Genomic DNA, 24035 nt, shown 5'->3' with positions numbered 1-24035 from the left:
GGGACAGAAGATCAGTATTTAATCAATATCCAAATTAATGTCTATCTCAAGGTAAAAATATGAGCAAAAGGAAAGGGGACAAGAATAAGACTTTTATGCGTGTGGTTACTTTAGTCCTGGGTTTAGGTTTTGCTGGTTCAACACTCGCGCTCACTTTAGCAAGTGTTTTTAGTCAGAATAATTCTACCGCTTCAAATCCACAAAATACCGAAGATCCTGCCTTGGCAGAAAAACAAATGCAAATGCAGATTGAAGGATATAAAAAGGTATTAGAACGAGAACCTAAAAATGTTACCGCCCTTCAAGGATTAGCTCAAATATATATGCAAACAGATCCTAAAAAAGCTATCCCTACTTTAGAAAAACTGGCTAAATATTATCCAGAGCAAAAAGAATATGCGGGTATTTTGCAAATCATTAAACAGCAGGAAGGTAGTCAGCCAGCTAAAACGGAAAAGAAACAAGCACCAACGAAAGAAGCAAAGTAATTTTTAGAAAATCTTTAGTTTTTAGGCGATCGCTTTTTCATAAGAATTATAAGATAAAATCGAGCGGTTACAATGCAGTAGAAAACAATCACTGCCTGTTGCGCTATGACGATTGAGTCCGATCTCATTATCTCTACTAAAAATCTAACTAAGACTTATAGTCAAAAGCACGTTGTAAATAAATTGAATCTGGCTGTGCCACGAGGCTCTATCTGCGGTTTTCTCGGTTCAAACGGGGCAGGAAAAAGTACTACGATCAAACTTTTGCTCGGACTTGTGAAGCCTTCCGAGGGAGTAGGGACAATTTTTGGCAAAAGCATTATACGAGATAGTATTGCGATTCGGGAGCGAGTTGGTTTTTTGCCACAGGAACTTCGCTTCTATGGACATTTAACTGCTCGCGAGACTTTACAGTTTGTCGCCTCGTTTTTCTTTAAAGGATCGAAGAGTGCAATTAAAGCTCGCATCCAAGAACTTATCGAACTAGTTGGCTTAAGCGGAAAAGCAGATCGTCCAGTGCGGGAATTTTCGGGTGGTGAACGTCAGCGTCTTGGTATTGCCACAGCAGCAATTAATAATCCCGACTTGCTAATTCTTGACGAACCAGCCTCTGCACTCGATCCAATAGGACGACGAGATGTATTGCAAATTATTAAAAGTTTTGGGCAACAGAGTACAGTTTTTTACTCCACTCATATTCTCGATGATGTGCAACGAGTCAGCGACATGGTTGTGATTCTCGAACAGGGCAGATTGCTAGCTCAAGGAGATATTAATCAACTGGTGTCAGGCGATCGCAATTTGTTTCGCGTTACAGTATGCGGTGACGGTATAACGGTTCTAGATCGTTTAAGGAAAATACCCTGGATCGACAAAATTGCGGTTGAGACGGGTATGCCAGATATAAAAAATGCTCAGACAACTAAGTTTCAAATTCAGGTTAACAATCCAAACGCTGCTGAAAGTGAACTACTACGGATTGTCTTGGCAGATCCTCTAGTTGTTGTGACCCAATTTGAACGCTCATCCTACGAGCTTGAAGATGTGTTTATAAATTTAATTCAAAAATCTTGACATGAGCAGTAAGAATCTTGTTGACGAATCGCAATTACAGCGTGTTTCTAGGAGTTGGTTATGCGGTTTTCGTCCTATCTATCAGAAAGAACTTGCTTACTGGTTTAACCCTCGGCGATGGATTTCTCAACTCATTATTTGGATGTCACTTACAGCATTACCCGCGATTTGGATGACACCAGGTGATGCAGGCGATCGCGGAATTTCATTTTTAACTTTGTTTCTCTGGCTGGGCAGTACTTTTATACCTATCGGCACAATCATTTTGACTCAAGGCGCAATTATCGAGGAAAAGCTAACCCAAACTCTGCTGTGGATCTATTCTAAGCCCTTGTCAACTGCTGGATTTATCCTCGGGAAATTTGCAGCTTATGCAGTTTTCATTGGTGTAATTGCTTTGGGAGTGCCTGGCATCTTTATGTATATTGCAGCACTTGTAGTTGGATTACCTGCGCAGATCTCTCTATTTAATTACCTTATAGGTGTTTTGATGGTTTATTTAGTGATGCTGTTTACTTTGGCATTGACCCTGATGCTTGGGGTTATTTTTAATCAAATTAGAGCCGTGAGCGCGATCGCACTTTTCGTTTTTTTTGGCGGGGTGGTTTTAAATTTTAATCCTCAGTTACAACAGATTAAGCCTTACACTGTCTGGGCTTTGCAGCGTCATGCCACAGCAATTTTAGTAGGTCAATTTCCTAATGAAGCTTGGATAGCAATGAGCGTTACGATTGTTTTAACTGTGTTGTTTTTGTTGATATCAGTGTTCTGGATGAAGGGATATGAACTTTAGTGTTGTGAACAATAATCCTCGTAAAGGCGAACCAACCTTCGCCCCTACCTGAATCTTATTTGTCGCCAACTTTATTTGACTTGATATAACTTATTCCCTAAATATTTTCTTTGGCAATTAAATCTTGAATTCGATCTAGGGCATTTTCGGGAATTACACCTTCGGCTATAAGCTGCTCAATTACTTCTCCTTCACTAGTACGAGCAGCATGAGTCGCTACCTGCTTCTGAAGGGCGATCGCTAATTCGTGCCGACTAGTTCCCATTGCCTCTACTCGCCTTAAAGCTCCTTTACTTGCTTGCTGATAAAATATAATACAGTCTTGAGCTACTGCTGATTCAACTGCATTGGCGGCAACCAGTTGTTTTACCTGTTTGACAATTTTTTGGCTCACATAGGCGGTTACAGCATCGTATTCGTAACGAATCGCTGCTAATTGTCCGCGGCGTTGCCCAAAAAACTTGTGGTGAGGGAAAAAATGCCGTAGTTGTTTAAAAATCAGCTTTTCTAAAGGAGTTTCTAGCGACCATAAAGCTGGCACTGGAGGCGGGATTTGACGATTTAAAACGCTATCTCGTTTAGCCTCAACCAGAAGTTCTAGCTTGCGCGTAGCACTTTCTAACAAAAGCCCGCGATCGTATAAATCAACATGAGCCTGATGTTCAATTCTCAGTATTTGTAACCATAAAATCTGACGCGCCAATCCTGGATCGAGCTTCAGTTCATCCCAAATCTTAGTTACGGCAGCTTCTGCTGTATTGAGAACCCGATAATAATCTTCTTCTATTTCTACAATAACCTCTTTATCAAACAGCCCCATCAAACCTAGCTTGTGCAGTAATTTTAGAGCTTCGCGTTTGGCTAGAATAGTCGCTTGGGCTTTTCCCAACCGCTCTAAAACTGGCGGTTCATCTATTTTGAGCCAGCTAATTAGTTTTCCTGTGGTCGTCCCGGCAATCAAAATAGTAAATAGTGCGACCCCTAGCGTCATGGCGATAATTAAATCTCGATTGGGAAACGAGCGATCGAGGCTCAGTGCTAAGGCTAAAGCAACCGCTCCCCTGAGTCCACCCCAAAAAGTTACCATCTGATAACGCCAGCCAAATGGCTCGGATTTTTGTAACCAGTTGGAAAATGGTATTAAACCAAAAACTGCCACTGCACGGGCTATGAGCGTGGCGACGATCGCCCAGACAATAGCAATCCAAAATCTCGGAGTTTCAGTACCAAGTCGGAGAATAAAGCTGCTAGTTGTTAGCCCCACTAGTAAGAAGATTAGGCTATTGGCAATAAAAGCTCCATAGTCCCAAAATTCCCGCAGGTATGTTCTCACCTCTAAATTGACTTTATGGTTGAGATACCAACCAACCACCAATCCCGCTGTCATTACTGCAATCACTCCAGACCATTGCAGATAGCGTTGGGAAACCATGAAAGCTGCGTAGGCAATAATAATACTTACGGTAGTTTGAATTAGCGCATTATTTTTGGCTAGGTTAATGGAGTAACCAAAAATAATTACAGCAACAACTACGCCGACCAGAACACCGCCAAACAACACCACAAAAACGTTAACTGAAGCATCTCCAAGAGTTGCTACACCAACCGTACCACTAGCAATTATTGCCATGACTACATCGAAGAGGACGATCGCAGTAGCATCATTGAGCATACTTTCCCCTTCTACCACCATTGTTAGGCGTTTAGGAACGCCTAGTTCTTTGAATAGAGCAATTACGGCAACTGGATCCGTGGCAGAAATCAAAGATCCAAACACGAAAGCGCCACTAAGAGATAAAGGTGTCAGCCAAACCATTAAGCCCCCGACAACGCCTGCCGAAACCAACAGTCCCAGTCCAGCCAAGATCAATGAAGGAGTTAGTGTCTCGAAAAGAAGCTGATTATCAAGATTGATTGACGATTCAAAAATTAGTGGTGGAACAAAAACATACAGAATTACATTCGGAGATAGAGTAACAGAACTCAAAGGATCGACAGCAAAAAGCAGAGGAGTAAGAAGTCCTAACCCCAAACCAATTAAGACTAAGCCAACTGTATAGGGGATATTAAATTTTTCAAAAGTAACGGCTCCTAAACAGGCGATCAGCAATAAGATCAGCAATTCGACTTCTGAAGTCAAAAGCGCGCTAGATGAACTTTCCATTTAAAGCGTTGTAATGTTAAAAGTATTGTAATTGGTTTAAATATTCTATAGGTTATTATATGTCTGGTTTCTGTAAAAATTAAGCATTCTAATTCAATAATTACCAATTACAATTTGACATAAGCTCTTCTGACCAGGAAAAGACAGCAAAGCATAATAAAACACTTTTGTAGTCAATATAACAACAATCGTTCTAGCATTATCTTTTACTGGTTATAATGCTAGCGTCACGTTGTTTAATAGCTTTGATAACTAAAACTGATTTAAAAAGCGTAGATCACTATTGTATAAACGGCGAATATCATCAATTTGGTGTAATACCATGGCAAATCTTTCTACCCCGAAACCTGCTGCAAAACCTGTATATACTTCGGGATCGTAGCCAACGGCTTCAAGAACGTTGGGATCGACCATCCCGCACCCCATCACTTCCAACCATTTGCCTTTCCACTGCACATCCACTTCGGCTGAAGGTTCGGTAAAGGGAAAGTAGCTAGTCCGAAACTGTACGGGGAGTTCATCGCCAAACATCCGCTGTAAGAATTCTTTAATAGTGCCTTTGAGATCGGTAAATTTTATACCCTTATCAATTGCTAATATTTCTACCTGATGAAATACGGCTGAATGGGTAGCATCTACCGTGTCCCGACGATAAACTCGACCAGGAGCAATAATTCTGATGGGGGGTTCATGATTTTCCATATAGCGAATTTGTACCGAAGAAGTCTGAGTACGTAATAAATTTCCTCCTGGTAAATAAAAGGTATCCTGCATATCTCTAGCGGGATGATCTGGGGGAGTATTAAGAGCCTCAAAATTGTAGTAGTCGGTTTCTATCTGAGGACCAGTGGCAACGGTATAGCCTAAACCAACAAAGATATCTAAGATACGATCTACTACACCATTAAGAGGATGTACTCGACCCAAAGGACGATTCACTCCTGGCATAGTCACATCTATGGTTTCGGCTTTGATTTGCGCTTCTATCTTTGCCTGTTGCAAGGCTTGCTTACGTTGTTCTATACCAGTTTGAACTTCTTGTTTAACTACGTTAGCTTGCGAACCAACCGCAGGGCGTTCTTCGGCGGATAACTTGCCCATTCCCCTGAGAATTTGAGATAGTTGACCTTTTTTGCCTAGATACTTGATTCTTAGCTGTTCAAGCTCTTCTAAGCTGTTGCTTGAGGCGATCGCCTTTACGGCTACGGTATTTAATTCTTTCAGTTGTTCTTGGATAGAATCAGTCATTCAGGTTATTCAATAATATAAGTTGAGCGATAATCCACGGCTCATATTAATATACCGAAATCTCTACCCAAACAATACTGGTAAATAGTTCCCTTCGCTAAAAACTAGGTAGCACCAAAATTAATGCGATTATTCAATACTCGTTTTCTTAAGATTAATTTAATACAAAATTTTAAAATTGTTTAATATTTTAATGGATAGGTACTAACGTATCACTAATATAAAGCCTTTAGCTGAAAAAATAATAATTAGATGTCAGAAACACAACTTTTAGAGATATTAAGACAACCGAAATTTATTACAGCAAGACCAGGATTTTACATTGCCTTTGTTTGTGTCCTTACTTTTTTGTTTCGCTTACAAATAATATCTGATTTTATCAGTAGTAGTTATGATTTGTTTGATAAGTTGTCTCCAAAACAAAGAAAATGTCTAAAACTCGAAAAGAGACACAATAATCCTTTAACTAGCGAAAAGATTAAGAATATAACAAAAGATGAAATAGATTTACTCCACCTACAACAAGAAGTTGGAATTAAAGCTGATAAACAATCATGTCTTGAACTAATTGAATTAATAAATTATTCTCGAAATCCAAAACAAACCCGTTTCGACATTTATAGATTAAGAAAATTTATACATTTTGATTATGATATAGATCAATTACAGGTTGACTCAGAAACAAAAAGGCAGAGAATTGTGCGTTATCGGTTCAATTTGGTTGCTTTTATTCCTGTTACTGTATACTTATTTTTATCATATTGGATTAGTTTTCATGATTTAAAATTCAAAGCTGAAATTGCTACATTATTTTGCATGGTGATATGTATTTTAGTCTTTCTAGTCCTTTTTAGAACAAGCTATGTTGATTCGCTTAAAAGAATTCGTAAAGAAATAGAAAAAATGAAGAGAATCAAATTAATTAACGAAAATAAAACTCCAAGAAGAAAAAACAAGTTTACATCCTATTTTAATAATTTACTAAGAAGATAGAAATAAACAACAGCACTAGAATAAATAATCTGATGCTGTTGTAAATAAATTATTAGTAATCAGTAATCCCCTAAGGTGCTAAAGCATTGCCTCTAAGTAAACTACCGAGAGTTTTAGCTGTTACCTTCATTTGCGTTAAAGGATTAGCAGGAACTACAGTTTTGTAGAGATAGCTATCAAAAGTCATTTTTTGTACGTCGATGTCATCACACATTTCGACAAATGCTTCACGGGTGGCATCACTACGATAGAAAACTCGTTGCAGAATATCCAGTACGAGATAAGTTGCACCGTATTCTTTGTTCCAGAGTTTCATAAAATCTTTGAGATCTTTTTCAGTAGGAACTTTTTGTCCATCTTGCGATCGCTCTACAATCATCTCGGCGCACATACGACCAGACTTGGCTGCGAAGTAAATACCTTCCCCAGAAGATTTGGTTACAGTACCCAAGGCATCGCCGACTAGAACAACTCTGCCACGAATGGGACGAGGGCGAGGATGTTCGGGAATGGGGTGTGCTTCGACTTTGATGATTTTGCCCCCTTCTAGTCTTTTGGCAGCACGCTTACGGATACCCGCCTGTAGTTTTTTGATGTCAGCTTGGTTTACCTTCATTGTTCCTGTACCGACTGCTACGTGGTCGAATTTGGGGAACACCCAAGCATAAAAATCTGTAGAAACATCGTCACCGACGTACATTTCGGCTAGATCTTCGTAGTATGCCATCTTGTCTTCTGGTAGACGGATACGCTCTTGGAAAGCGATCGCATAGTTGTAATCACCAGCATCTATAGCTTTAGCAATTCTAGAGTTAGCACCATCAGCACCAATTACTAAATCTACCTTGAGGGTTTTCATTACCCCTTTAACAGCACCAGTCGAATGATCGGCATAATGAAGCGTGTAGGGATCTTTATCGCTATCGGGAATGTCTAGCTGATATACAGTACCGTTGATTAGGTTTGCACCTAACTGAGCAGCACGATTACGTAAGAAGCCATCTAAAACTTCTCGGCGGCACATACCGATATATTCGCCATTTTTAAGAGTTGAGCCGATATTAACTTCTCGATTGGAAGGAGAAATCATCTTCATTTTCTTGACCTGCCGATCAATAATCTTTTGGGGCAAATCAAACTCCTCAACCATGCAAAGAGGAATTGCACCACCACAAGGTTTGGCGTTATCTAGCTTACGCTCAAATAAATAAGTTTCAATACCTGCTTTGGCTAAAACTTCTGCGGCTGATGAACCTGCGGGTCCAGAACCGACAACAGCTACTCTTAATCCCAAAGTTTTTCTCCTGAATGTCTATAAAATCTTTTTTGAAGCTGAGGACAAACGTGACTCAATTAGGAGCTTCTCCCTATTTATCCTGAAATGGATATTATCATGCTGTATTGCCTTATTTTCAGCCGAGCGCTTTATTTGTCTAAAGTTGAAATACTGCTTAACAACTTCGTTAACAAACGTTACTTTTTTAGTGAGCGATCGCTCACGTAGGGTGGGCAAAAAATAACTAGAGAAAATTATCGTTTCAAGAATAGCTCGTTGCTTACCAAATCAAACCATCATCAATATTAAATATCGATTATGGTGGGCATTGACCAATTAATCGTCACGCTTCATATATTTCGTCATGCCCACCCTACGTTTTGTTAATTTTTTGTCCGCACGTATAACCCCAATTTAATGTGTATTTTCCTTTGTCTACCCAATGAGAAAAACTAGAATATGACCATAAATGAGGACAAGAAACCAATCCATGTTTAACGGGATTGTAATGAATATAATCTAAATGCTTTTGCAGATCGGCTTCATCCCTAATTGAATGTTCCCAAAATCTTCTTTGCCAGACATCACTTTCTCGATGTTTATAACGAGATGGGGAGATTTCGAGATTTGCTGGATTTTTGGCTTTGTAAGCACGGGTGAATAATACTTTCAACCTGGATATTCTTTGAGAATAATTATAATCATTGAGGGGTAATTGCCAAAGAAAATGTAGATGATCTGGTAAGACCACCGCAGCAGTAATTTGAAAAGGTAGCTTAGTTTTAACCTTGGCGATCGCACTACGTAAAAGATTGATATTACTAAAATTCTCAAATAATGGACGACGACAATAGGTAACTATGGTGAGAAAATATGTGCCACCTGGAATATGCACTCTTCGATAGTTAGGCATTATGGTTGCGTTTAGCGGTGATTATTTTAGCCATAGAATGCCCATCTTTGAATTAATCTCTATAGGGTGTGGGCAAAAAATAATACAAACAAATTAGCGTTTTGAGAATTGGTTATTGCCCACCGCATCACCAAATAATAATAATAATCGCCAATATTTAATAATGGTGGGCATTAGAGAAATTATTAATTGCACTCTATAGATTCAAAATCATGCCCACCCTACTCTAAATTAATGATGATGATGATGAGAATGAGCAGCCTGGGTTTTAGCTAACTGAGGATTAACCGTCATACCAGATTCTTCAAGCAAAGCCTCAATTTGCGGATTTGCCCACTCTGCTGCCATCTGCATAAATTCAGGGCGATCATTGACGCAGGGCATCCGAATGAAGGTTACATCTGAATGCTTGTGCTGTAGATTGTGAATAATATGATCTACGTCTAGTAATGTTTCATGGTTTTCGGTGGCAAAGCCAATGGGCATCATAACTATTGATGTTGCTCCCAATTCTAGTAGATTCTGTGCCGCCAATTTAACATTAGGCTGTGTCCACTCAATTAATGGGGTGTCGTGGTTGAGCCAGCCAACAGAAATTAGAGGATATTTATCAATTAGCCTTTCTCGAACTAACTCATATAAAGCTTGGCTTTCGTAAATTCCCGATGTAAATCCTTTGGCTTTATGGGGACAACCATGATTCATCAAAATGATGCCAATTTGAGAAGCTAAATGTCCTTGAGCTAATTCCGCCTCAATTTTTTCTTCTACCATTTGCGCCAGCAGGTTAACATAGTCTGGCTTGTTGAAGAAAGAAGGAATATAGCGAGAATTCTTTAACCAATGGGATTCTCCCTCGGCTTGGTTGGCTAAAGCTTTGTTGACTTGCTCTACCGCAATACCACTAGTAAAGATAGAATCGACTACTAGCAAGGGATAAATGAGGATTTTGTCGAATCCTTGCTCTTTTATCTCAGCCAACACTTGTTCGGGTAAATGAGGAGCGCAAAAGTTAAATGCCTTGAAGACTTTAACCTTGTCTCCCCAGGTTGCTTGCAATTCTTTTTCAATTCCTGCTCTTTGCTCTTCAAAGATAGCGTTGTGGGGAGAAATAAAATTATTATGTTGATGACTCCATTCGTGTAGGTCAAAAATCGCTAGTAATTTAGCGATCGCAGGATAAATCCAGGTAGGTACAGGAGCAAACTTAGCTGTCAAAAGATTAAGAGCCTGTTCGTTATAGTTGGCAAAGTCTTTGTAGCTTTCAACTTCGCCGTAACCCATTAACAATACGGCTACGCGATCTCTTTGATTGGTTTCTGATTCATGATGATGGTGATGTTCATCAACGGTAGATTGATGTGAAATTGTAACCACTGGCGGTTTCCTCAATAATTTAGGTTAAGTTGTAAATTGAATTTAAAGCAGGTTTTTGCTGTATTTTGCGGGAATAACTTTAAATTCAGACTCTATCAATAATTATATCTAATATCCCCTCTAGGGGTATATCTGGAGAAATGCTAAAAGTTAATACTTAGCAGCAAAAATTTAAATAAATACTTCATCAGTATCAAAATTTTAACTTTTATGAATAACTACTACTAAACTAGCAAAAATTAAAATGTCAGGCTATGTCTAACTTTAGGCAAGAATCTTCCCATCTGAAATTTTTCATCTAAAAATACTCCGTAGTTATGGAATCAGATTTATCTCCATCAATAAACAATATGCAATTTCCTAATAAGTCACCGTCACCTTGCTCAAAATCGAAGATTTTAGTTTGTCGGGGGCGTAGCTGTCGTAAATATAATTCTGAGCGAGTATTTGCTAATTTTAAACAAGACTTACCAGCAGACTTTGAGCTAATTTCCGTCGGCTGTTTAGGGCAATGTGGTAATGGTCCTATGGTTTTTGTAGAATCAGACCAAACCTGGTATTCTCAAGTTCATCCTGATGAAGTACCCATCCTCATCAAAAAGCACCTAATCGAGAAATCTCCTGTTAAAGCGATGCTCTACCCTAAATTTCACTCTCAAGAATGATCGCTGTTGCATCATCATGGGATAGGAAAGTAATGAAGAAAGTTGAAAAGCCTTTAGTTAGCGTCATTATACCAACCTACAACCGTGCTAACGTAATTCATAGGTCAATAAGTTCAGCTATCAAGCAGTCTTATCAAAAGATAGAAATTATCATAGTTGACGATGCCTCTACTGATGATACATCTCAAATTATTCAACAAATAAACGATACCAGGATTATCTATATCTGTCATCAGATTAATCTTGGTGGTTCAGAAGCCAGAAATACAGGTATTAAAAATGCTCAAGGAAAATTTATTGCTTTTCTTGATTCGGATGATGTATGGCTACCAGATAAATTGCAACATCAATTAGCTATTATTTCTCAACATAAATGCCAGGATAATTTGGTTTGTTATACTCAGTTTCAAAAAAGCTCTCAGATATTTTATCAGCGATCAATCTTGCCTGCCAAGAGTAAACAAGAACAAGAAACAACACCCGAATACTTTTGGCTATCTGGAGGGGAAATGTTAACTAGTACCTTATTAGTTTCTCGTATTTTAGCTAGCCGAACTTTATTTCAGACTGGATTAATTAAACATCAAGATTTAGACTTTGTAATTAGGTTGGAAAAACAAGGAGCAAAATTTATTTTTGTACCCCAAGTTTTAGTAATTTGGCATAATGAGCAAAGATGCGATCGCATTTCTTGCCAAGTTAACTATCAAGCTTCTCTTGATTGGATTCAGCAATATCGTCAGCACATTTCTGATGATGCTTATCAAGGCTTTTTACTCAAAGAAATTGTACCAAAAATGATTAAAGAACCAGCCAATCAATCTATCGCAACCAACCTAATTTTTCAAGCATGGCGAAAAGGCATTATTTCACCCTTCTATGGCTTATATTTACTACTTAAGTCGTCAATTCCTCATAATTATCAACAACAAATAAAAAAAATAATTAAACCAAATTAAACTTATTACTTATGGCTCTTCAGTTATGTGTATGCTAAACAATTAGCTATCAAATAAAAAACTTAAGAAGATGCAAGGCTAAAACTTAAGCCATGCAAGCAAAAACCAATTTTAAAAAAAGCATGGACGCAAACAAACAGGTATTTTTCGTGGCGAATTTGATTATTTACGCCGTATCTTTTTCAATCTAGAACAATATGAATCTGATTTTGCTCAGACTCTTCAGTTTTTGTCTATTTAGGTGGTTAATATATCAAACACACTAAAAATAATAATTGCGATCGCTCTTTTCCCTTTTGTAAGAAAATTTACTACCATGAATTATAGATAATTTATTTAATGAATTGGGGTTGTTGGTCGTGATTGTAGTAATGAAAGTCGGTTCTCCAGAAGCAGAAATTAAGAGAATAGAGTTGGAATTACAGGAGTGGGGACTAACACCAGAAAAGATTGTTGGTAAACATAAGATCGTCATGGGTTTAGTGGGTGATACAGCTTCTCTTGACCCTTTACAGATCAAAGAAATTAGCCCCTGGATTGAGAACGTTCTTAGGGTAGAAAAGCCTTATAAACGCACCAGCTTAGAATTTCGTAACGGAGAACATAGCAATGTTGTTGTGCCTACTCCTAGTGGAAAAGTTACTTTTGGACGTAATCATCCTGTAGTAATCATTGCAGGACCTTGTTCAGTAGAAAATGAAACCATGATTATTGAAACAGCTAAGGCGGTTAAAGCTGCTGGTGCTAGTTTTTTGCGTGGTGGTGCTTACAAACCCCGTACTTCTCCCTATTCTTTCCAAGGTCATGGAGAAAGTGCTTTAGACTTGTTAGCTGCTGCTAGAGACGCTAGTGGTTTGGGAATTATTACCGAGGTTATGGACACTGCCGATCTTGATAAAGTGGCAGAGGTTGCCGATATTGTCCAGGTTGGGGCGAGAAATATGCAGAATTTTCCTCTGTTAAAGAAAGTTGGCGCACAAGACAAGCCTGTATTTTTAAAGCGGGGTATGTCAGCAACTATTGATGAGTGGTTGATGGCAGCAGAGTATATTTTGGCTGCGGGTAATTCTAACGTGATTTTATGTGAGCGGGGGATTCGTACCTTTGAGCGTAAATATGCCCGTAACACTTTGGATTTGGCGGTAGTGCCTGTCTTACGCTCTCTGACTCATTTACCCATTGCGATCGATCCTAGTCATGGTACTGGTATTGCTAAATATGTTCCACCCATGGCAAAAGCGGCGATCGCCGCAGGAGCAGATTCTTTGATGATCGAAGTTCACCCTAACCCAGCCAAAGCCCTTTCAGATGGACCTCAATCTCAGACTTTTGAAGGTTTTCGAGATTTAATGGAAGAATTGAGCGTAATCGGGAAAGCCGTCGGGCGTTGGTCAGAATTGCCTATAGCTTCAATTTAATTTGCCTCAATGCAATCTGGTTGATCTGAATCAGAGGCGGGATCGATAAAAAATACAAATAAGAAGCTTATCTTTACCATGTCAGACTATAAAAGTTGACTATTCAGATTAGACATCAACGATAACTATGAAGGAAACTACTCCAATTAAACCTGTTCCCAACTCCGATTCCCATCTAGAAGAAAAAGAAGATAATGTAACTCCCCTCAAATGTTTTTTATCCTCAATTGTTTCGGGAGGTTTTACTTTTGCTGTTTATCTATTGTTCAATTCCATTGTCCAAACTTATGCTAACAAGACAATTACTGGGACAAATCCTTTAGTTATCAATATCACGGCTGCGGTTAGAACCCTGGTAATGGGAACTGTGGCAATGGCAACTGGGATCTTTGGATTAGTCGCCGTAGGATTGTTTTTGTTGGGTATTCAGTTAGTCATTCAGAATCTTAAGAAAGCTTAGGTTAACCTTAACGGATTATGAGACGGCTCGCCCAGCGATCACATTGTAAGAGGGCAGCACATCATTGTTTGCCTCTTTAAATCGGTCAATCCAGTAGGACTCCCATTCGTATTGCTGATTTTCATCTGGCACGAGGGAGTACTCGATTGTGTCAAACTGCCATCTGTCACGACCCGATTCGTTTAAGCGCGACCGAATTTTGCCTTTGCCAATGTAAACGATAATCCCAGAATTCAAATAACGATATATTCCCGTCGCGTCTGTTGCAATTGAGGAGATGCCAGAACGCAACACTTTTGTTTCAAATGCGGGACAGAGTTGGGCAACCCACAAGTTGGCATCAGGGCGTAAACGGAATCGACGATCTGAAGAATCCTGAAGTAATGCAACCGCTTTTGCCCAGCAATAGGTAGCCACCACATCCTGGGATGTGCTTCTAAAGCCAGCACTATTTGCCTTGGCGAAGACCGAGTAACTGTAGTCAGCGTCCTCGGTAATGAACTCAAACCCGATTTTACGATTCGCCTCGTCAATATGATATACGACACGTTTTCCGTCTTTAAACTCTAACATACGAGCAGCAACTGCATTGTAATAGAAGTGCGACTTGTTCAGCGTAATCATCGGTGTCTCGCGGTCAACTCTTCGTGTTCGTGTAAATTTTTGCCAAGCCATTCTCAAAGCTGCTGTCTAACTATTTATATAGTAGTTCGTTCTAAACCATGAGTTTCTAATATTTTGCGTAACATCAGTTCAGTAAGTAAGCCAACCTAAAAACTATACCGAAGATTCTTGCTGCTGATAAAGATAGCAATAACGCCCTTTTAACGCCATGAGTTCTTCGTGAGTACCTCGCTCGACAATTGAACCTGCATCCATCATCACAATCGTGTCAGCATTTTTGATTGTGCCTAAACGGTGAGTAATAAAGAATACAGTGCGTCCTTTAAGAGCCTCTTTTAAATTACGAGAGACTTCTTGTTCTGTAGAAAAATCCAAGGCACTAGTTGCTTCATCTAAGACCATCATGGCGGGGGCTTGCAAAATCGTACGAGCGATCGCAATTCTTTGTCTTTGTCCCCCAGATAGGGATGAACCCCGCTCCCCTACCCTAGTGTTATAACCATTAGATAAAGTCATAATAAAGTCATGGGCAGCAGCAATTTGAGCAGCAGCGATTATTTCTTCGGTAGTAGCATCAGGGTTGGTCAAGGCAATATTATCCAAGATTGTGCCTTCAAATAAAAGCGTTTCTTGAGGAACAACACCAATTTGACGCCGAATAGAATACAACTCCACGCGGTTGATATCATAACCGTCAATTAAAATTCTTCCCCCTTCTGGCTCATAAAGTCTAGATAGCAGTTTAGTCATGGTACTTTTGCCTGCACCACTCTCGCCGACGATCGCCACAAATGTCCCAGCTTCAAACTCTGTAGTCACGTTTTTAAGCTGAAGCGGACCAGTATTTTTAAAGCGGAAGGAAAGGTCGTCGTATTTAACTTTACCCTTAATAGCAGGCATCGGAATGTTGTTGCGATCGGCTTCTCCTTCTTCAGGATTATCAACAATATCAGCTAAACGTTCTAAAGATAAAGCCGTTTCTTGGAAGTTCTGCCAAAGAGTCGCCAAACGTAACACAGGAGAAGTTACGTAACCACCAATGATTCTAAAGGCGATTAATTGACCCAGAGTAAGCTTACCATCCAAGACCAAATAAGCACCCAAGCCAATAATGACCACACGAGAAAGCTTGTTGAGAAAATCACTGGCAGATTTAGCTAGGGTGGAGGTTACTACAGTTTTAAACCCAGTCGAGATATAGCGAGCGTATCTCTCTTGCCATTTCCAGCGCGATCGCAATTCAATATTTTGTGCCTTAACAGTTTGAATTCCTGTTAAGATCTCCACTAAGTAAGACTGAGTTTCCGCATTACGTTCAGCTTTAGTTCTCAACTGTTGGCGAATTGTGGGCGAGAATATTAAAGTAAGAGCTATAAAAACAGGGATAATTGATAAAGTAACCGCCGTTAGCAAAGGACTGTAGAGGAACATTACCACTACATAGATTACCGAGAAGATACAGTCTAAAACTACCGTTAAGGCCGTCCCTGTCAAAAACTGACGAATTTTCTCTAGCTCGTTAACGCGAGTCGAAATTTCTCCTACTGGTCGCCGTTCAAAATAACGTAAGGGCAGTCTCAGTAAATGATCGATAATCTCCGAACCCAGGGTTAAATCGATCCGATTAGTTGTATCTACAAACAGATATGTTCGCAAAGTAGTCAGCAGTGCTTCAAAAATATTAATTACAACTAAGAAGAAAATTAGATAACCTAATGTACTAGGACTATTTTGACTAATTACCTTATCTATAATGACCTGAATCATTAGAGGGTTGGCTAGTTGAAATAACTGCACAAAGAATGAAGCAATAAATACTTCAATCAAAACTCGCTTATATTTCTGTAAAGCTGGTAAAAACCAATTGATCCCAAATCTTTCTTGGGGAGTTTCCTTGGTTTTTTTCAGTAATAAAACTTCTCCGCCTTCGCCCCAAGTGGCGATAAAGTCTTCAGGCTTATAACGACGTAAACCTAGTTCAGGAACGGCAATTACTAATTCAGTTTCGCTATGCTCATAGATTATTGCCAGGCTATCTTGCCAAACTACCAAACTCGGTCCTTCTAGACGAGTAATTGCCTGGGCAGGAATATTAATTAACTGCGGATTGAGTCCCATTAACTCAGAAACCGCACCGCATAAAGGCAATGATAAATTTGGTGTTCTGTCTAGCTGTTCTTTTAAAACACGCTTGATTACCTCTTTGCGAAAAGGCATTCCAAAATATTTACTTAACATTTGGAAACAGGCAACACCTATTTCTAAGGTAGTTTTAGCAGCAACAAAAGGATATTCTTTTGTCCCTGAGTTAACGACCTCTTCCTCCTCTTGAAAAGTGTATCCTTCTCCTAATCCTTCAGCTTCGTCAAAGTTCGTATCATCTAAGTCTAGACGAGGTACAATTGCAAAACCATCTAAAGTCTTGCCAAAGGTTTCGTCAAATACTGATGTTTCATTTTCTCCATCGAACCAATATTCTTTGGGAATTGAAATAAGACGGGCTGGTTGGCTACCACTAACACCAATAGTTTGACGATCATTGCTTAATTCCAGGCGACTACCAACAGGGTATTCTTTGATCGCTCCACCGCCACTCACCAACCAAATTAAATCAGGATCTTTTAAAGGCTGTCCCAGTCCAGAATTAAGCTCGTGTTCCCCAGGAGGTAAATAATACACCTGAGCAACTTCCGTCATCTTCTCCGCATATTCGGCTAGATCCCAATCTCCTTGAGCCTGTTGTTCTAGCTGAATACCCAGTAAATCAAAAATTTCTACCTTAGCAGGTTTATATTTGTATTCTTCTGCTAGCTGGGGATATCGCTCAATAAGGCTCAAAAAATACTCGTTGTCTAAAGCCAGACACACAACTTCAGTACTAGCCATTGCTGTTTCGCACGGCAAGCTTCTGGCTAAATTAACCCAACCAATCATCTGTCCTGGTTTGAGCTTATCTAAAGTAGTAGGCATTTTAGTGCGGGGGTCATAACCAAGTAGCCTTACTTCTCCTTCTGAGATAATAGCTACTTGTCCCTGCATTTTTTCCCGCATGATCATTACCTTACCCACTCCAAACCGTAGCGGTTTGAGTTTTGGAGCAATGCTAGAAATAGCTTCAGGTGAAAGTCGGTTAAATTGCGGAACTAAAGAGAGAAATTGTTCGACAATTTTGGTAGTATTGGTGTTTGTATTGGTCATAGGTTAAGTACGCCTCAAGAAGTGACTGGACTAGATAAGAAAGATACTTTTTGTTTGGTTACCTCATTGATCCATTGATTAAATAGTTCGTCTAGCATCCTTTGTCGCATGGGAGAATCGAGCTTTGCCGAAAGATAATTTTCTAGTCTGACGATGACAATCCACTCACCCACGCGAGCTGGAGGAATTAGCTGTCCTGGTTGACAAGTAGCAAGTATCTGAGCAATTTTAGGATGGGGAGCGTTAATTTCTACAGGTCCAATTAAACCGCCTGTTTGAGCTTCTGTACCCTGGGAGTACTCCATTGCTAGCGCACTAAAAGTGTTTTCGTCATCTTTTATACGGAAATATAGTTCTTGTGCTATTTCTGGTCTTTCTACCCGAATTAAAGAATAAACGACACGATCGAGCTGCGACTTGCGTTTAATAAAATGGGCATCAACCTGATCGTTGCAATTAACTTGCTTAAACTTTTCAAGTCTTAGTCTTTTGGTAATAAGCTTCTGCAACTGCTCACGGCTCATTCCCTGTTTATTCAGCCAATCTTCCACCTGTTCGTCTGAGGTTAATTGATTTTGTTGACAAAACTGATTAAGGGTTGAGGTATTTTCTTCTTCAGTACACTCAACCTCAGCAATTAGTCGATCAATCAGAATTTCTTGTGCCAGCTTAGGTAGCATCTGGTACTGACTTAGCAGCGGAACTAAATCTTCGGCGCTATAAACTTGATTATCTACTTCTAAAACTACGCTCATACTTTTTGAGTTAGGCGCAAAGTACGCCAATACAAATAAATTAAATGATTACAATTTATTCTATAGTTGTGACATTAAAACGCGATTCTACTTAAGAATATTAATACTTTCTGCTTTTAAATCTTGCTAAACTCATAGCTCTTCTTCGATTTCGCTATCTTAACTTAACCTACTTTAGTTAGAATGACACATCGTCTGTTGTTTTTCTTAGCTTGAGGATTAGGAAAAGTTTGGTTAATTTGCTTCAATTATGATTAATTAACAAAACTACTACATAGGCACAAATTCCCTCTTCTCTTCCAACAGGACCGAGCTTTTCGTTGGTTGTGGCTTTGATGCTAATTTGACTCTCTTCAATTTTCAAGGTTTTAGCAAGGTTAGAACGCATTGGCTTGAGATGAGGTTTAAGCTTGGGGTTTTCTGCCACCACAGTAGAGTCTATATTGCCAATTTGCCAGCCTTGGGAGACGATGATTTCGGCAACTTGCTGTAGCAAGATCATGCTGTCTGCTCCTTTCCACTTCGGGTCGCTAGGGGGAAAATAATGACCAATATCTCCTAGTCCCAAAGCTCCCAGCATAGCGTCCATAGTGGCATGGACAAGAACATCAGCATCGCTATGCCCTAAAAGCCCCTTAGAATGGGGAATATTAACCCCAGCGAGGATTAACGGTCTGCCTGCTACTAATTGATGAATATCGTAACCATTGCCAATACGAATGTTCATTGTGAGAATGAATTATCCTAGATTAGTTATGTTTTTATTTAGTTGTGAGGTGTTAAAAATATGCTGAATCGTTTCCGATTTACCCAACAAGCAATTTTGACTAGCATTTTTGCTGCCTCTGTTTCGACAATATGTGCTGTTCCTGCTTCAAGTCAAATTTTACCCGAAGTTTGGGGTACGATTGGCTCAGTAGATGATTTAATTAGTTATGGTGCTGGAGTTAGGTTTGCTGGCACGGGGATCGAAATTGGGACGGGTGAAGAAGGCGCAACAGGTGGAGACTTTTTAACTTTTTTTAGTTTACCTATTGTTTCTCCCTATATAGGACTTGGTTACTATAGTGGCGATGAAAACATAGCCTACTCAGGAGGATTACATCTAAATGCAGGCAGCCATATCGTCATCGGTGCTGGATATCATTCTGTTAGGGGTGTAAATGGTCAATTAGGCTTTAGGTTTTAGTTGATTTGCTGCTAATTCAATATTTCGCTATTTATCTTGGTTACTTACTTGACAACCAACTAATTAAGTGGCACTTTTTGGCTAAAAATACGTCTATTTACTTGATAAATTGAGCGAAGCAAAATCAAGTATTAACTAACTGCTAAATCAAACAACTTATGTTATTTAACAAATCATTCTACAAAACTTTTTTAATGGGTTTGGCTCTTACTGCTTTGGCTACAGGCGGGATTGATACCGCTGTTAAAGCCCAAGGAACACCAGGATTAGTCATCTTTGGCAACAGAGACGTTGATATTCTCAACTATTATTTGGACTTTGGAGGGGTTGCCGATAGTCGCGATCGCTATCGCTTCCGAATTCCTAAAAATAAACTGCCTAATGGAGTATCACAATTAAAGATTTCTTATCCTGATTATTTTGATGGTAAATTTGATACTGACAAAATTGAAGTTAGACCTAATGGAGATAAGAAAAAGTCTTTACCTCTAAAATCTGTAGTTTGGGACGAAAAAAATAGATTTCTCCAAATAGACTTAGCAACACCACTCCAAGAAGCAAAAAAACTGGAGATTGTTATGTCTAATACTAAAAATCCTGACGTGGGTACATATTATTTTTATGGTCAGGTTATTCCTGCTCGCAATATCCCCGCTCCCGAAAAAATCGGTGCTTGGATTGTAAATATCAATCCCCACTAAAAATAAACTTTAAAAAAAGCTTAGAGCTTAAAGCCTGTAGCTTAGAGCTATATTACGACAGTCACAGATTACCTAGACTATGGCTTTATGTAGTAAAATTCTAGATTGTGGCTTTTTGCCAAACATATTAATATAAGTTTATTGAGGAAATAATCAGTGACTCAGCGTACATTAGGCGGAACTAACCGCAAACAAAAAAGAAAATCTGGTTTTCGCGCGCGGATGCGTACTACCAATGGTAGAAGAGTAGTTCATGCTCGTCGCAAAAAAGGTCGTCATCGCCTAGCAGTTTAATTTGTTAGGGTGGGATTGCCAAAAGCCTATAGGCTTAGAAATCGCCAAGATTATAGGGCTGTTTACAAGCAGGGTATTCGTCGTTACAGTCCTCATCTAACCTTAATTGCGCTTGTAACGCCAAAGCAGTTGGGTGCGGTTTCTACCACCGTGACAATGTTCGGGATTTCTATCAGTAAGAAAGTTAGTAAAAAAGCCGTAGTTCGTAACCGCATTAAAAGACAGATAAAAGGGGTTATTCGCAGTCAAATAAAGGCGATCACTCCTGGATGGAAAGTAGTGATTGTAGTCAAGCCCAAAGCAATAGAATGCAAATATGAACATTTTTTGCGAGAATTAGAAGAGTTATTAAAACAAGCAAAAATTATTAATGGGCATTAAAGAAGAAGTTTACTTTGAAGGTGGTCCCCACGTTGGCGACTTAATTTTCAATATACTATTAGCGTTTACAGTTATTTGTATTCCCTTAACGGTGGGCGCGATTGTCAGAGCTTTATGGCTTCGCTACCGTATTACAGACCGTCGCATTTGCGTCACTGGTGGCTGGATGGGCAGAGAACGCACAGACATCATTTACTCTGAAGTTATTAAGATTGTCAAAGTTCCTAGAGGAATAGGTATGTGGGGAGATTTGGTCATAACCTTGAGAGATAAAAGTCGTTTAGAAATGCGGGCAGTGCCAGAGTTTAGAGACATATATGACTATATCTCCGAAAAGGCGGCAGCGAAAACAGGTAGACCTTTAGAAGCAATTCAAAGCTAACTAAACTCCCGCAAACAGTTTTGATCGGTTTTCCTCATGGGCGATCGACTAAACTGAGTTAAAAATTACAATATTTCTTAAAGGCTGGATAGATTAAAAAATGGATTTTGGTATCGGCTTTCTTTCAAACAACATCATGCTCCCAATCCTAGATTTTTTCTATGGGATTTTGCCGAGCTATGGTTTTGCTATTATCGCCTTGACAATCGTAATTCGTCTGGCGGTTGTTCCTCTGAGTGCGGGACAAATTCGCAATATGCGCAAGATGAAAATTGTTCAACCGCTGATGAAAGAGCGACAGGAACAAATTAAGCAAAAATACAAGGACAACCCAGAAAAACAAAGAGAGGAACAAGCCAAAGTAATGCAGGAATTTGGTAATCCTTTGGCAGGCTGTTTACCGCTATTGTTACAAATGCCGATTTTATTTGCCCTGTTTGCTACTCTAAGAGGATCGCCATTTACCAACACTCCTTACGATATAAATGTGCAAATATTGCCGAAGGAGCAAATAGAAAGGGTTGTACCCCAGCCTTTTGCTACTAAGCCCAAGAATATTTATATCGACGAAGGGACTCACGAAAAGATTGCAGCAATGTTGCCTGGCGGAAACAAGCTAGCAGTGGGAGAAACTACTAAAGTAGAACTGCAAAACCCTGACGGTAAATCTCTAGGTAATTTATTAGCAGAACATCCCAGCAATAATGATCTCAAGTCTACTTTAGAAATAACCAAGGGTTCTGAGCGACTACAGATCAATCCAGACGGCACGGTTGAAGCCCTAGAGCCAGGAGATGCGACTATTCAAGTAACTATTCCTGGTATTGCAGCTAATACAGGCTTTTTGTTTATTGAGAAACTGGGTCGAGTTGGGGTAACGGATGAAAATGGTAATATCAACTTTGATATCTTGGCAATGATATTAATGTTTGGTGTGGGGATCTATATTAACCAGCAAATGAGTGGCGCGCAAAATGCAAGTGGAGGCGCAGACCAACAGCAAGCAATAAATAAAATTACGCCTTTGCTATTTAGTGGAATGTTTTTATTCTTTCCCCTTCCTGCTGGTGTATTGATGTATATTGTGGTGGCTAACTTTTTCCAAACTGGTCAAACTTGGTTTTTGATGCGAGAACCTCTGCCAGAAAATTTGCAGGAGATCTTGAAAGAGCAAGAAAAAGCAGAAGCAGCAGCCAAAAGAGATGCTCTTCCCTTTGAGAAAAAGCGTTCCAAGAAAAAAGAAAAAACTTCAGGTTAAATTATCAACCATCGTGGAAAGTCAACTAAGCTTAGGAAAACAGTGGTTAGAGCAGCTTCTAGATTCTATGGGTCTGGCTGCTAAGGTAACCACTGAAGGGTTTGAGACAGTAACTACTGATTCAAACTCTAATTGGTTAAATATAGACGGCAGCAATCTAACCTCAGAGCAAAAAGAACAGCTAATCGGCAATAAAGGTCAAAGTATTGATGCAATTCAATATCTTGCCAATACCATACTTAATTTAGAGGCAGACCCTGAAGCTCAAAGCTCCTTTACCGTAGAATTTGATGGCTATAGATTTGAACGTTATCAAGAATTAGCGGTCTTGACCGAAGAGGCGATCGCCAAGGTAAGAGAAACAGGAGAAGACGTAGAAATACCTGGCTTATCGTCCGCCGAAAGAAAACAGATACATTCTTCCTTAGAAGAAATAGAAGATTTAAGCAGCGAAAGTCGGGGTCAAGAACCAGACAGAAGATTGATTTTGCGATCGCAATAATCCAAATTAACCTCGAAACACGTTGCCAATACACAGCGTTAAACAAGAAGCACACAATGGAAGCGGTATACATACCCCATCTGCTAAAAGCACCCAAAAGAACAGCAGAGATTATTGTCGATGACAATATTAGTGAATTAGACACTTTAATACCCGTAAAAGGCAAAATTGTAATGCGCCACGGGGGAAACTTTTTAGAAGTAGCATCTCAAGCAGAAACAATTATTACTCTAGTTTGCGATCGCTGTTTACAACATTATAATCAGCGTTTGAAAATTGATACATCAGAATTGATTTGGCTAGAATCTGAACTGGAAAATATTGAAGATCTCCCCGCAGAAAGAGAAGTCTCGATGGAGGATTTATCAGAAGTTCTTTCTCCCAACGGACATTTCGATCCCCAAATGTGGCTTTTTGAACAATTGTCCCTGGCTTTACCTTTAAGGAAAGTATGCGGTGAGAACTGTCCAGGAGCAGCAAAAACACCTTTAAAAGATGAATTTCAGCTAGATAGTCGTTGGTCAAGTTTGGCAGCCTTAAAAAATCAATTAAACGGTAGCCAGGATTAATTAGTAGTTATTACTGAATACTCAAATCAAAGGTAAAATCATTTATCGGTAAATAAATATCTGATGTTACGCAATAATTAATCTGTTGAGACGGGGAAAAGCGCGAAGTTAAGGCGCGTTTTGCGAGACAGTTGTGTTGGGCGGGTTCCCCGACTTGAGCAAACTGTCGAGGTTGAGTAAGAGTATTCTTTCTCAAAAGCCGCCGTGCGTTGCGGAGGTTCCCTCCGTTGAGCAAACTTCGTAAGAAGGTTAAGGGGAAAGGGGGTAAAGGATAGGTTATTCTATTTTCATTGCTCATTGAAAATATGCTCGTTGTCTTGCGTAACATCAGTAAATATTACTAATAATCACTCA

Annotated in this window: 26 protein-coding genes; 16 read left to right on the top strand and 10 right to left on the bottom strand. The window is 39.4% G+C overall.

What is annotated here, in order from left to right; all coding sequences use genetic code 11:
- The first annotated feature begins 59 nt into the window (after window positions 1-59).
- The 3 genes from SLP02_RS14520 to SLP02_RS14510 all read left to right on the top strand — a co-directional run bounded on the left by SLP02_RS14520 (window position 60) and on the right by SLP02_RS14510 (window position 2355).
- The gene (locus SLP02_RS14520) at window positions 60-488 is read left to right on the top strand and encodes a tetratricopeptide repeat protein (protein ID WP_319421387.1); all 429 of its coding nucleotides are present in this window, start codon (window positions 60-62) and stop codon (window positions 486-488) included.
- Window positions 489-593: 105 nt separating this feature from the next.
- On the top strand, window positions 594-1562 hold the full coding sequence (locus SLP02_RS14515; RefSeq protein WP_319421386.1) for an ABC transporter ATP-binding protein: 969 nt from the start codon (window positions 594-596) through the stop codon (window positions 1560-1562).
- 1 nt (window position 1563) lies between these two features.
- Window positions 1564-2355, top strand: a complete 792-nt coding sequence (locus tag SLP02_RS14510; RefSeq protein ID WP_319421385.1) for an ABC transporter permease — start codon at window positions 1564-1566, stop codon at window positions 2353-2355.
- Between the two features lie 97 nt (window positions 2356-2452).
- Here SLP02_RS14510 and SLP02_RS14505 read toward each other — a convergent pair whose 3' ends face one another.
- Both SLP02_RS14505 and pheS read right to left on the bottom strand, forming a co-directional pair.
- Window positions 2453-4519, bottom strand: a complete 2067-nt coding sequence (locus SLP02_RS14505; RefSeq protein ID WP_319421384.1) for a cation:proton antiporter — start codon at window positions 4517-4519, stop codon at window positions 2453-2455.
- 252 nt (window positions 4520-4771) lie between these two features.
- Window positions 4772-5767: a phenylalanine--tRNA ligase subunit alpha gene (gene pheS / locus SLP02_RS14500; protein ID WP_319421383.1), complete on the bottom strand. Its 996-nt coding sequence runs from the start codon at window positions 5765-5767 to the stop codon at window positions 4772-4774.
- 252 nt (window positions 5768-6019) lie between these two features.
- On the opposite strand from pheS, the gene SLP02_RS14495 reads away from it, so the two are divergent.
- Window positions 6020-6760: a hypothetical protein gene (locus tag SLP02_RS14495; protein ID WP_319421382.1), complete on the top strand. Its 741-nt coding sequence runs from the start codon at window positions 6020-6022 to the stop codon at window positions 6758-6760.
- A gap of 70 nt (window positions 6761-6830) precedes the next feature.
- Here the strand turns inward: SLP02_RS14495 and chlP are convergent, their stop codons facing one another.
- From chlP to SLP02_RS14480, 3 genes are all read right to left on the bottom strand, one after another.
- Window positions 6831-8054, bottom strand: a complete 1224-nt coding sequence (chlP, locus tag SLP02_RS14490; protein ID WP_319421381.1) for a geranylgeranyl reductase — start codon at window positions 8052-8054, stop codon at window positions 6831-6833.
- A gap of 355 nt (window positions 8055-8409) precedes the next feature.
- The gene (locus SLP02_RS14485) at window positions 8410-8949 is read right to left on the bottom strand and encodes an REP-associated tyrosine transposase (protein ID WP_319421380.1); all 540 of its coding nucleotides are present in this window, start codon (window positions 8947-8949) and stop codon (window positions 8410-8412) included.
- Window positions 8950-9180: 231 nt separating this feature from the next.
- A complete protein-coding gene (locus SLP02_RS14480) occupies window positions 9181-10317 on the bottom strand; it encodes a ferrochelatase (RefSeq protein WP_413467381.1) in 1137 nt (378 codons plus the stop codon).
- 359 nt (window positions 10318-10676) lie between these two features.
- Between SLP02_RS14480 and SLP02_RS14475 the strand changes: the two genes are divergently transcribed.
- The 4 genes from SLP02_RS14475 (at window position 10677) to SLP02_RS14460 (ending at window position 13828) form a co-directional block, all read left to right on the top strand.
- The gene (locus tag SLP02_RS14475; RefSeq protein ID WP_319421378.1) at window positions 10677-10991 is read left to right on the top strand and encodes a (2Fe-2S) ferredoxin domain-containing protein; all 315 of its coding nucleotides are present in this window, start codon (window positions 10677-10679) and stop codon (window positions 10989-10991) included.
- Window positions 10992-11023: 32 nt separating this feature from the next.
- Window positions 11024-11950: a glycosyltransferase family 2 protein gene (locus SLP02_RS14470; RefSeq protein ID WP_319421377.1), complete on the top strand. Its 927-nt coding sequence runs from the start codon at window positions 11024-11026 to the stop codon at window positions 11948-11950.
- Window positions 11951-12309: 359 nt separating this feature from the next.
- Entirely contained in the window at window positions 12310-13368 is a 1059-nt protein-coding gene (aroF, locus tag SLP02_RS14465; protein ID WP_319421376.1) for a 3-deoxy-7-phosphoheptulonate synthase, read from the top strand.
- Between the two features lie 127 nt (window positions 13369-13495).
- Window positions 13496-13828, top strand: coding sequence for a DUF3082 domain-containing protein (locus tag SLP02_RS14460; RefSeq protein ID WP_319421375.1), 333 nt, complete (start codon window positions 13496-13498; stop codon window positions 13826-13828).
- Window positions 13829-13843: 15 nt separating this feature from the next.
- Here the strand turns inward: SLP02_RS14460 and SLP02_RS14455 are convergent, their stop codons facing one another.
- The 4 genes from SLP02_RS14455 to ispF all read right to left on the bottom strand — a co-directional run bounded on the left by SLP02_RS14455 (window position 13844) and on the right by ispF (window position 19132).
- Window positions 13844-14503 (bottom strand): hypothetical protein, encoded by a 660-nt coding sequence (locus SLP02_RS14455; RefSeq protein WP_319421374.1) that lies wholly within the window; start codon window positions 14501-14503, stop codon window positions 13844-13846.
- Between the two features lie 102 nt (window positions 14504-14605).
- Window positions 14606-17650, bottom strand: a complete 3045-nt coding sequence (locus tag SLP02_RS14450) for a peptidase domain-containing ABC transporter (protein ID WP_319421373.1) — start codon at window positions 17648-17650, stop codon at window positions 14606-14608.
- A 14-nt stretch (window positions 17651-17664) separates the two neighbouring features.
- Window positions 17665-18405, bottom strand: coding sequence for a peptidylprolyl isomerase (locus SLP02_RS14445; protein WP_319421372.1), 741 nt, complete (start codon window positions 18403-18405; stop codon window positions 17665-17667).
- Window positions 18406-18649: 244 nt separating this feature from the next.
- The gene (gene ispF, locus SLP02_RS14440; protein ID WP_319421371.1) at window positions 18650-19132 is read right to left on the bottom strand and encodes a 2-C-methyl-D-erythritol 2,4-cyclodiphosphate synthase; all 483 of its coding nucleotides are present in this window, start codon (window positions 19130-19132) and stop codon (window positions 18650-18652) included.
- A gap of 60 nt (window positions 19133-19192) precedes the next feature.
- Here ispF and SLP02_RS14435 point away from each other — a divergent pair, with 60 nt between their 5' ends.
- The 8 genes from SLP02_RS14435 (at window position 19193) to SLP02_RS14400 (ending at window position 23681) form a co-directional block, all read left to right on the top strand.
- Window positions 19193-19594: a hypothetical protein gene (locus tag SLP02_RS14435; RefSeq protein WP_319421370.1), complete on the top strand. Its 402-nt coding sequence runs from the start codon at window positions 19193-19195 to the stop codon at window positions 19592-19594.
- Window positions 19595-19752: 158 nt separating this feature from the next.
- Entirely contained in the window at window positions 19753-20295 is a 543-nt protein-coding gene (locus tag SLP02_RS14430) for a DUF2808 domain-containing protein (RefSeq protein WP_319421369.1), read from the top strand.
- A gap of 156 nt (window positions 20296-20451) precedes the next feature.
- Window positions 20452-20589, top strand: a complete 138-nt coding sequence (gene rpmH / locus SLP02_RS14425; protein WP_319421368.1) for a 50S ribosomal protein L34 — start codon at window positions 20452-20454, stop codon at window positions 20587-20589.
- Between the two features lie 9 nt (window positions 20590-20598).
- Complete coding sequence (gene rnpA / locus SLP02_RS14420) at window positions 20599-20970, top strand: ribonuclease P protein component (protein WP_319421367.1); 372 nt, start codon at window positions 20599-20601, stop codon at window positions 20968-20970.
- Window positions 20960-21352: a PH domain-containing protein gene (locus SLP02_RS14415; protein WP_319421366.1), complete on the top strand. Its 393-nt coding sequence runs from the start codon at window positions 20960-20962 to the stop codon at window positions 21350-21352. The genes rnpA and SLP02_RS14415 overlap by 11 nt, the downstream gene beginning before the upstream one ends.
- A gap of 100 nt (window positions 21353-21452) precedes the next feature.
- Complete coding sequence (gene yidC, locus SLP02_RS14410) at window positions 21453-22610, top strand: membrane protein insertase YidC (RefSeq protein ID WP_319421365.1); 1158 nt, start codon at window positions 21453-21455, stop codon at window positions 22608-22610.
- Window positions 22611-22623: 13 nt separating this feature from the next.
- Window positions 22624-23112: a Jag family protein gene (locus SLP02_RS14405; protein ID WP_319421364.1), complete on the top strand. Its 489-nt coding sequence runs from the start codon at window positions 22624-22626 to the stop codon at window positions 23110-23112.
- Between the two features lie 56 nt (window positions 23113-23168).
- Entirely contained in the window at window positions 23169-23681 is a 513-nt protein-coding gene (locus SLP02_RS14400; RefSeq protein WP_319421363.1) for a YceD family protein, read from the top strand.
- Window positions 23682-23691: 10 nt separating this feature from the next.
- Here the strand turns inward: SLP02_RS14400 and SLP02_RS14395 are convergent, their stop codons facing one another.
- Window positions 23692-23979, bottom strand: coding sequence for a hypothetical protein (locus SLP02_RS14395; RefSeq protein ID WP_319421362.1), 288 nt, complete (start codon window positions 23977-23979; stop codon window positions 23692-23694).
- Between the last annotated feature and the right edge of the window lie 56 nt (window positions 23980-24035).

The organism is Pleurocapsa sp. FMAR1, from assembly GCF_963665995.1.
Classification (GTDB): Bacteria; Cyanobacteriota; Cyanobacteriia; order Cyanobacteriales; family Xenococcaceae; genus Waterburya.
Note: the sequence above shows the minus strand (reverse complement) of the source record. Positions and strands in the feature narration are given on the sequence as shown.

What these genes read in the sequence shown, in the direction of transcription:
- ispF (WP_319421371.1), bottom strand. Translation starts at nt 19,132, where the DNA reads ATGAACATTCGTATTGGCAATGGTTACGATATTCATCAATTAGTAGCA.
- SLP02_RS14460 (WP_319421375.1), top strand. Translation starts at nt 13,496, where the DNA reads ATGAAGGAAACTACTCCAATTAAACCTGTTCCCAACTCCGATTCCCAT.
- SLP02_RS14520 (WP_319421387.1), top strand. Translation starts at nt 60, where the DNA reads ATGAGCAAAAGGAAAGGGGACAAGAATAAGACTTTTATGCGTGTGGTT.
- SLP02_RS14450 (WP_319421373.1), bottom strand. Translation starts at nt 17,650, where the DNA reads ATGACCAATACAAACACCAATACTACCAAAATTGTCGAACAATTTCTC.
- SLP02_RS14415 (WP_319421366.1), top strand. Translation starts at nt 20,960, where the DNA reads ATGGGCATTAAAGAAGAAGTTTACTTTGAAGGTGGTCCCCACGTTGGC.
- SLP02_RS14395 (WP_319421362.1), bottom strand. Translation starts at nt 23,979, where the DNA reads ATGAGCAATGAAAATAGAATAACCTATCCTTTACCCCCTTTCCCCTTA.
- yidC (WP_319421365.1), top strand. Translation starts at nt 21,453, where the DNA reads ATGGATTTTGGTATCGGCTTTCTTTCAAACAACATCATGCTCCCAATC.
- SLP02_RS14495 (WP_319421382.1), top strand. Translation starts at nt 6,020, where the DNA reads ATGTCAGAAACACAACTTTTAGAGATATTAAGACAACCGAAATTTATT.
- SLP02_RS14435 (WP_319421370.1), top strand. Translation starts at nt 19,193, where the DNA reads ATGCTGAATCGTTTCCGATTTACCCAACAAGCAATTTTGACTAGCATT.
- SLP02_RS14510 (WP_319421385.1), top strand. Translation starts at nt 1,564, where the DNA reads ATGAGCAGTAAGAATCTTGTTGACGAATCGCAATTACAGCGTGTTTCT.
- SLP02_RS14455 (WP_319421374.1), bottom strand. Translation starts at nt 14,503, where the DNA reads ATGGCTTGGCAAAAATTTACACGAACACGAAGAGTTGACCGCGAGACA.
- SLP02_RS14475 (WP_319421378.1), top strand. Translation starts at nt 10,677, where the DNA reads ATGCAATTTCCTAATAAGTCACCGTCACCTTGCTCAAAATCGAAGATT.
- SLP02_RS14430 (WP_319421369.1), top strand. Translation starts at nt 19,753, where the DNA reads ATGTTATTTAACAAATCATTCTACAAAACTTTTTTAATGGGTTTGGCT.
- SLP02_RS14445 (WP_319421372.1), bottom strand. Translation starts at nt 18,405, where the DNA reads ATGAGCGTAGTTTTAGAAGTAGATAATCAAGTTTATAGCGCCGAAGAT.
- SLP02_RS14515 (WP_319421386.1), top strand. Translation starts at nt 594, where the DNA reads ATGACGATTGAGTCCGATCTCATTATCTCTACTAAAAATCTAACTAAG.
- SLP02_RS14485 (WP_319421380.1), bottom strand. Translation starts at nt 8,949, where the DNA reads ATGCCTAACTATCGAAGAGTGCATATTCCAGGTGGCACATATTTTCTC.
- SLP02_RS14505 (WP_319421384.1), bottom strand. Translation starts at nt 4,519, where the DNA reads ATGGAAAGTTCATCTAGCGCGCTTTTGACTTCAGAAGTCGAATTGCTG.
- SLP02_RS14400 (WP_319421363.1), top strand. Translation starts at nt 23,169, where the DNA reads ATGGAAGCGGTATACATACCCCATCTGCTAAAAGCACCCAAAAGAACA.
- pheS (WP_319421383.1), bottom strand. Translation starts at nt 5,767, where the DNA reads ATGACTGATTCTATCCAAGAACAACTGAAAGAATTAAATACCGTAGCC.
- SLP02_RS14470 (WP_319421377.1), top strand. Translation starts at nt 11,024, where the DNA reads ATGAAGAAAGTTGAAAAGCCTTTAGTTAGCGTCATTATACCAACCTAC.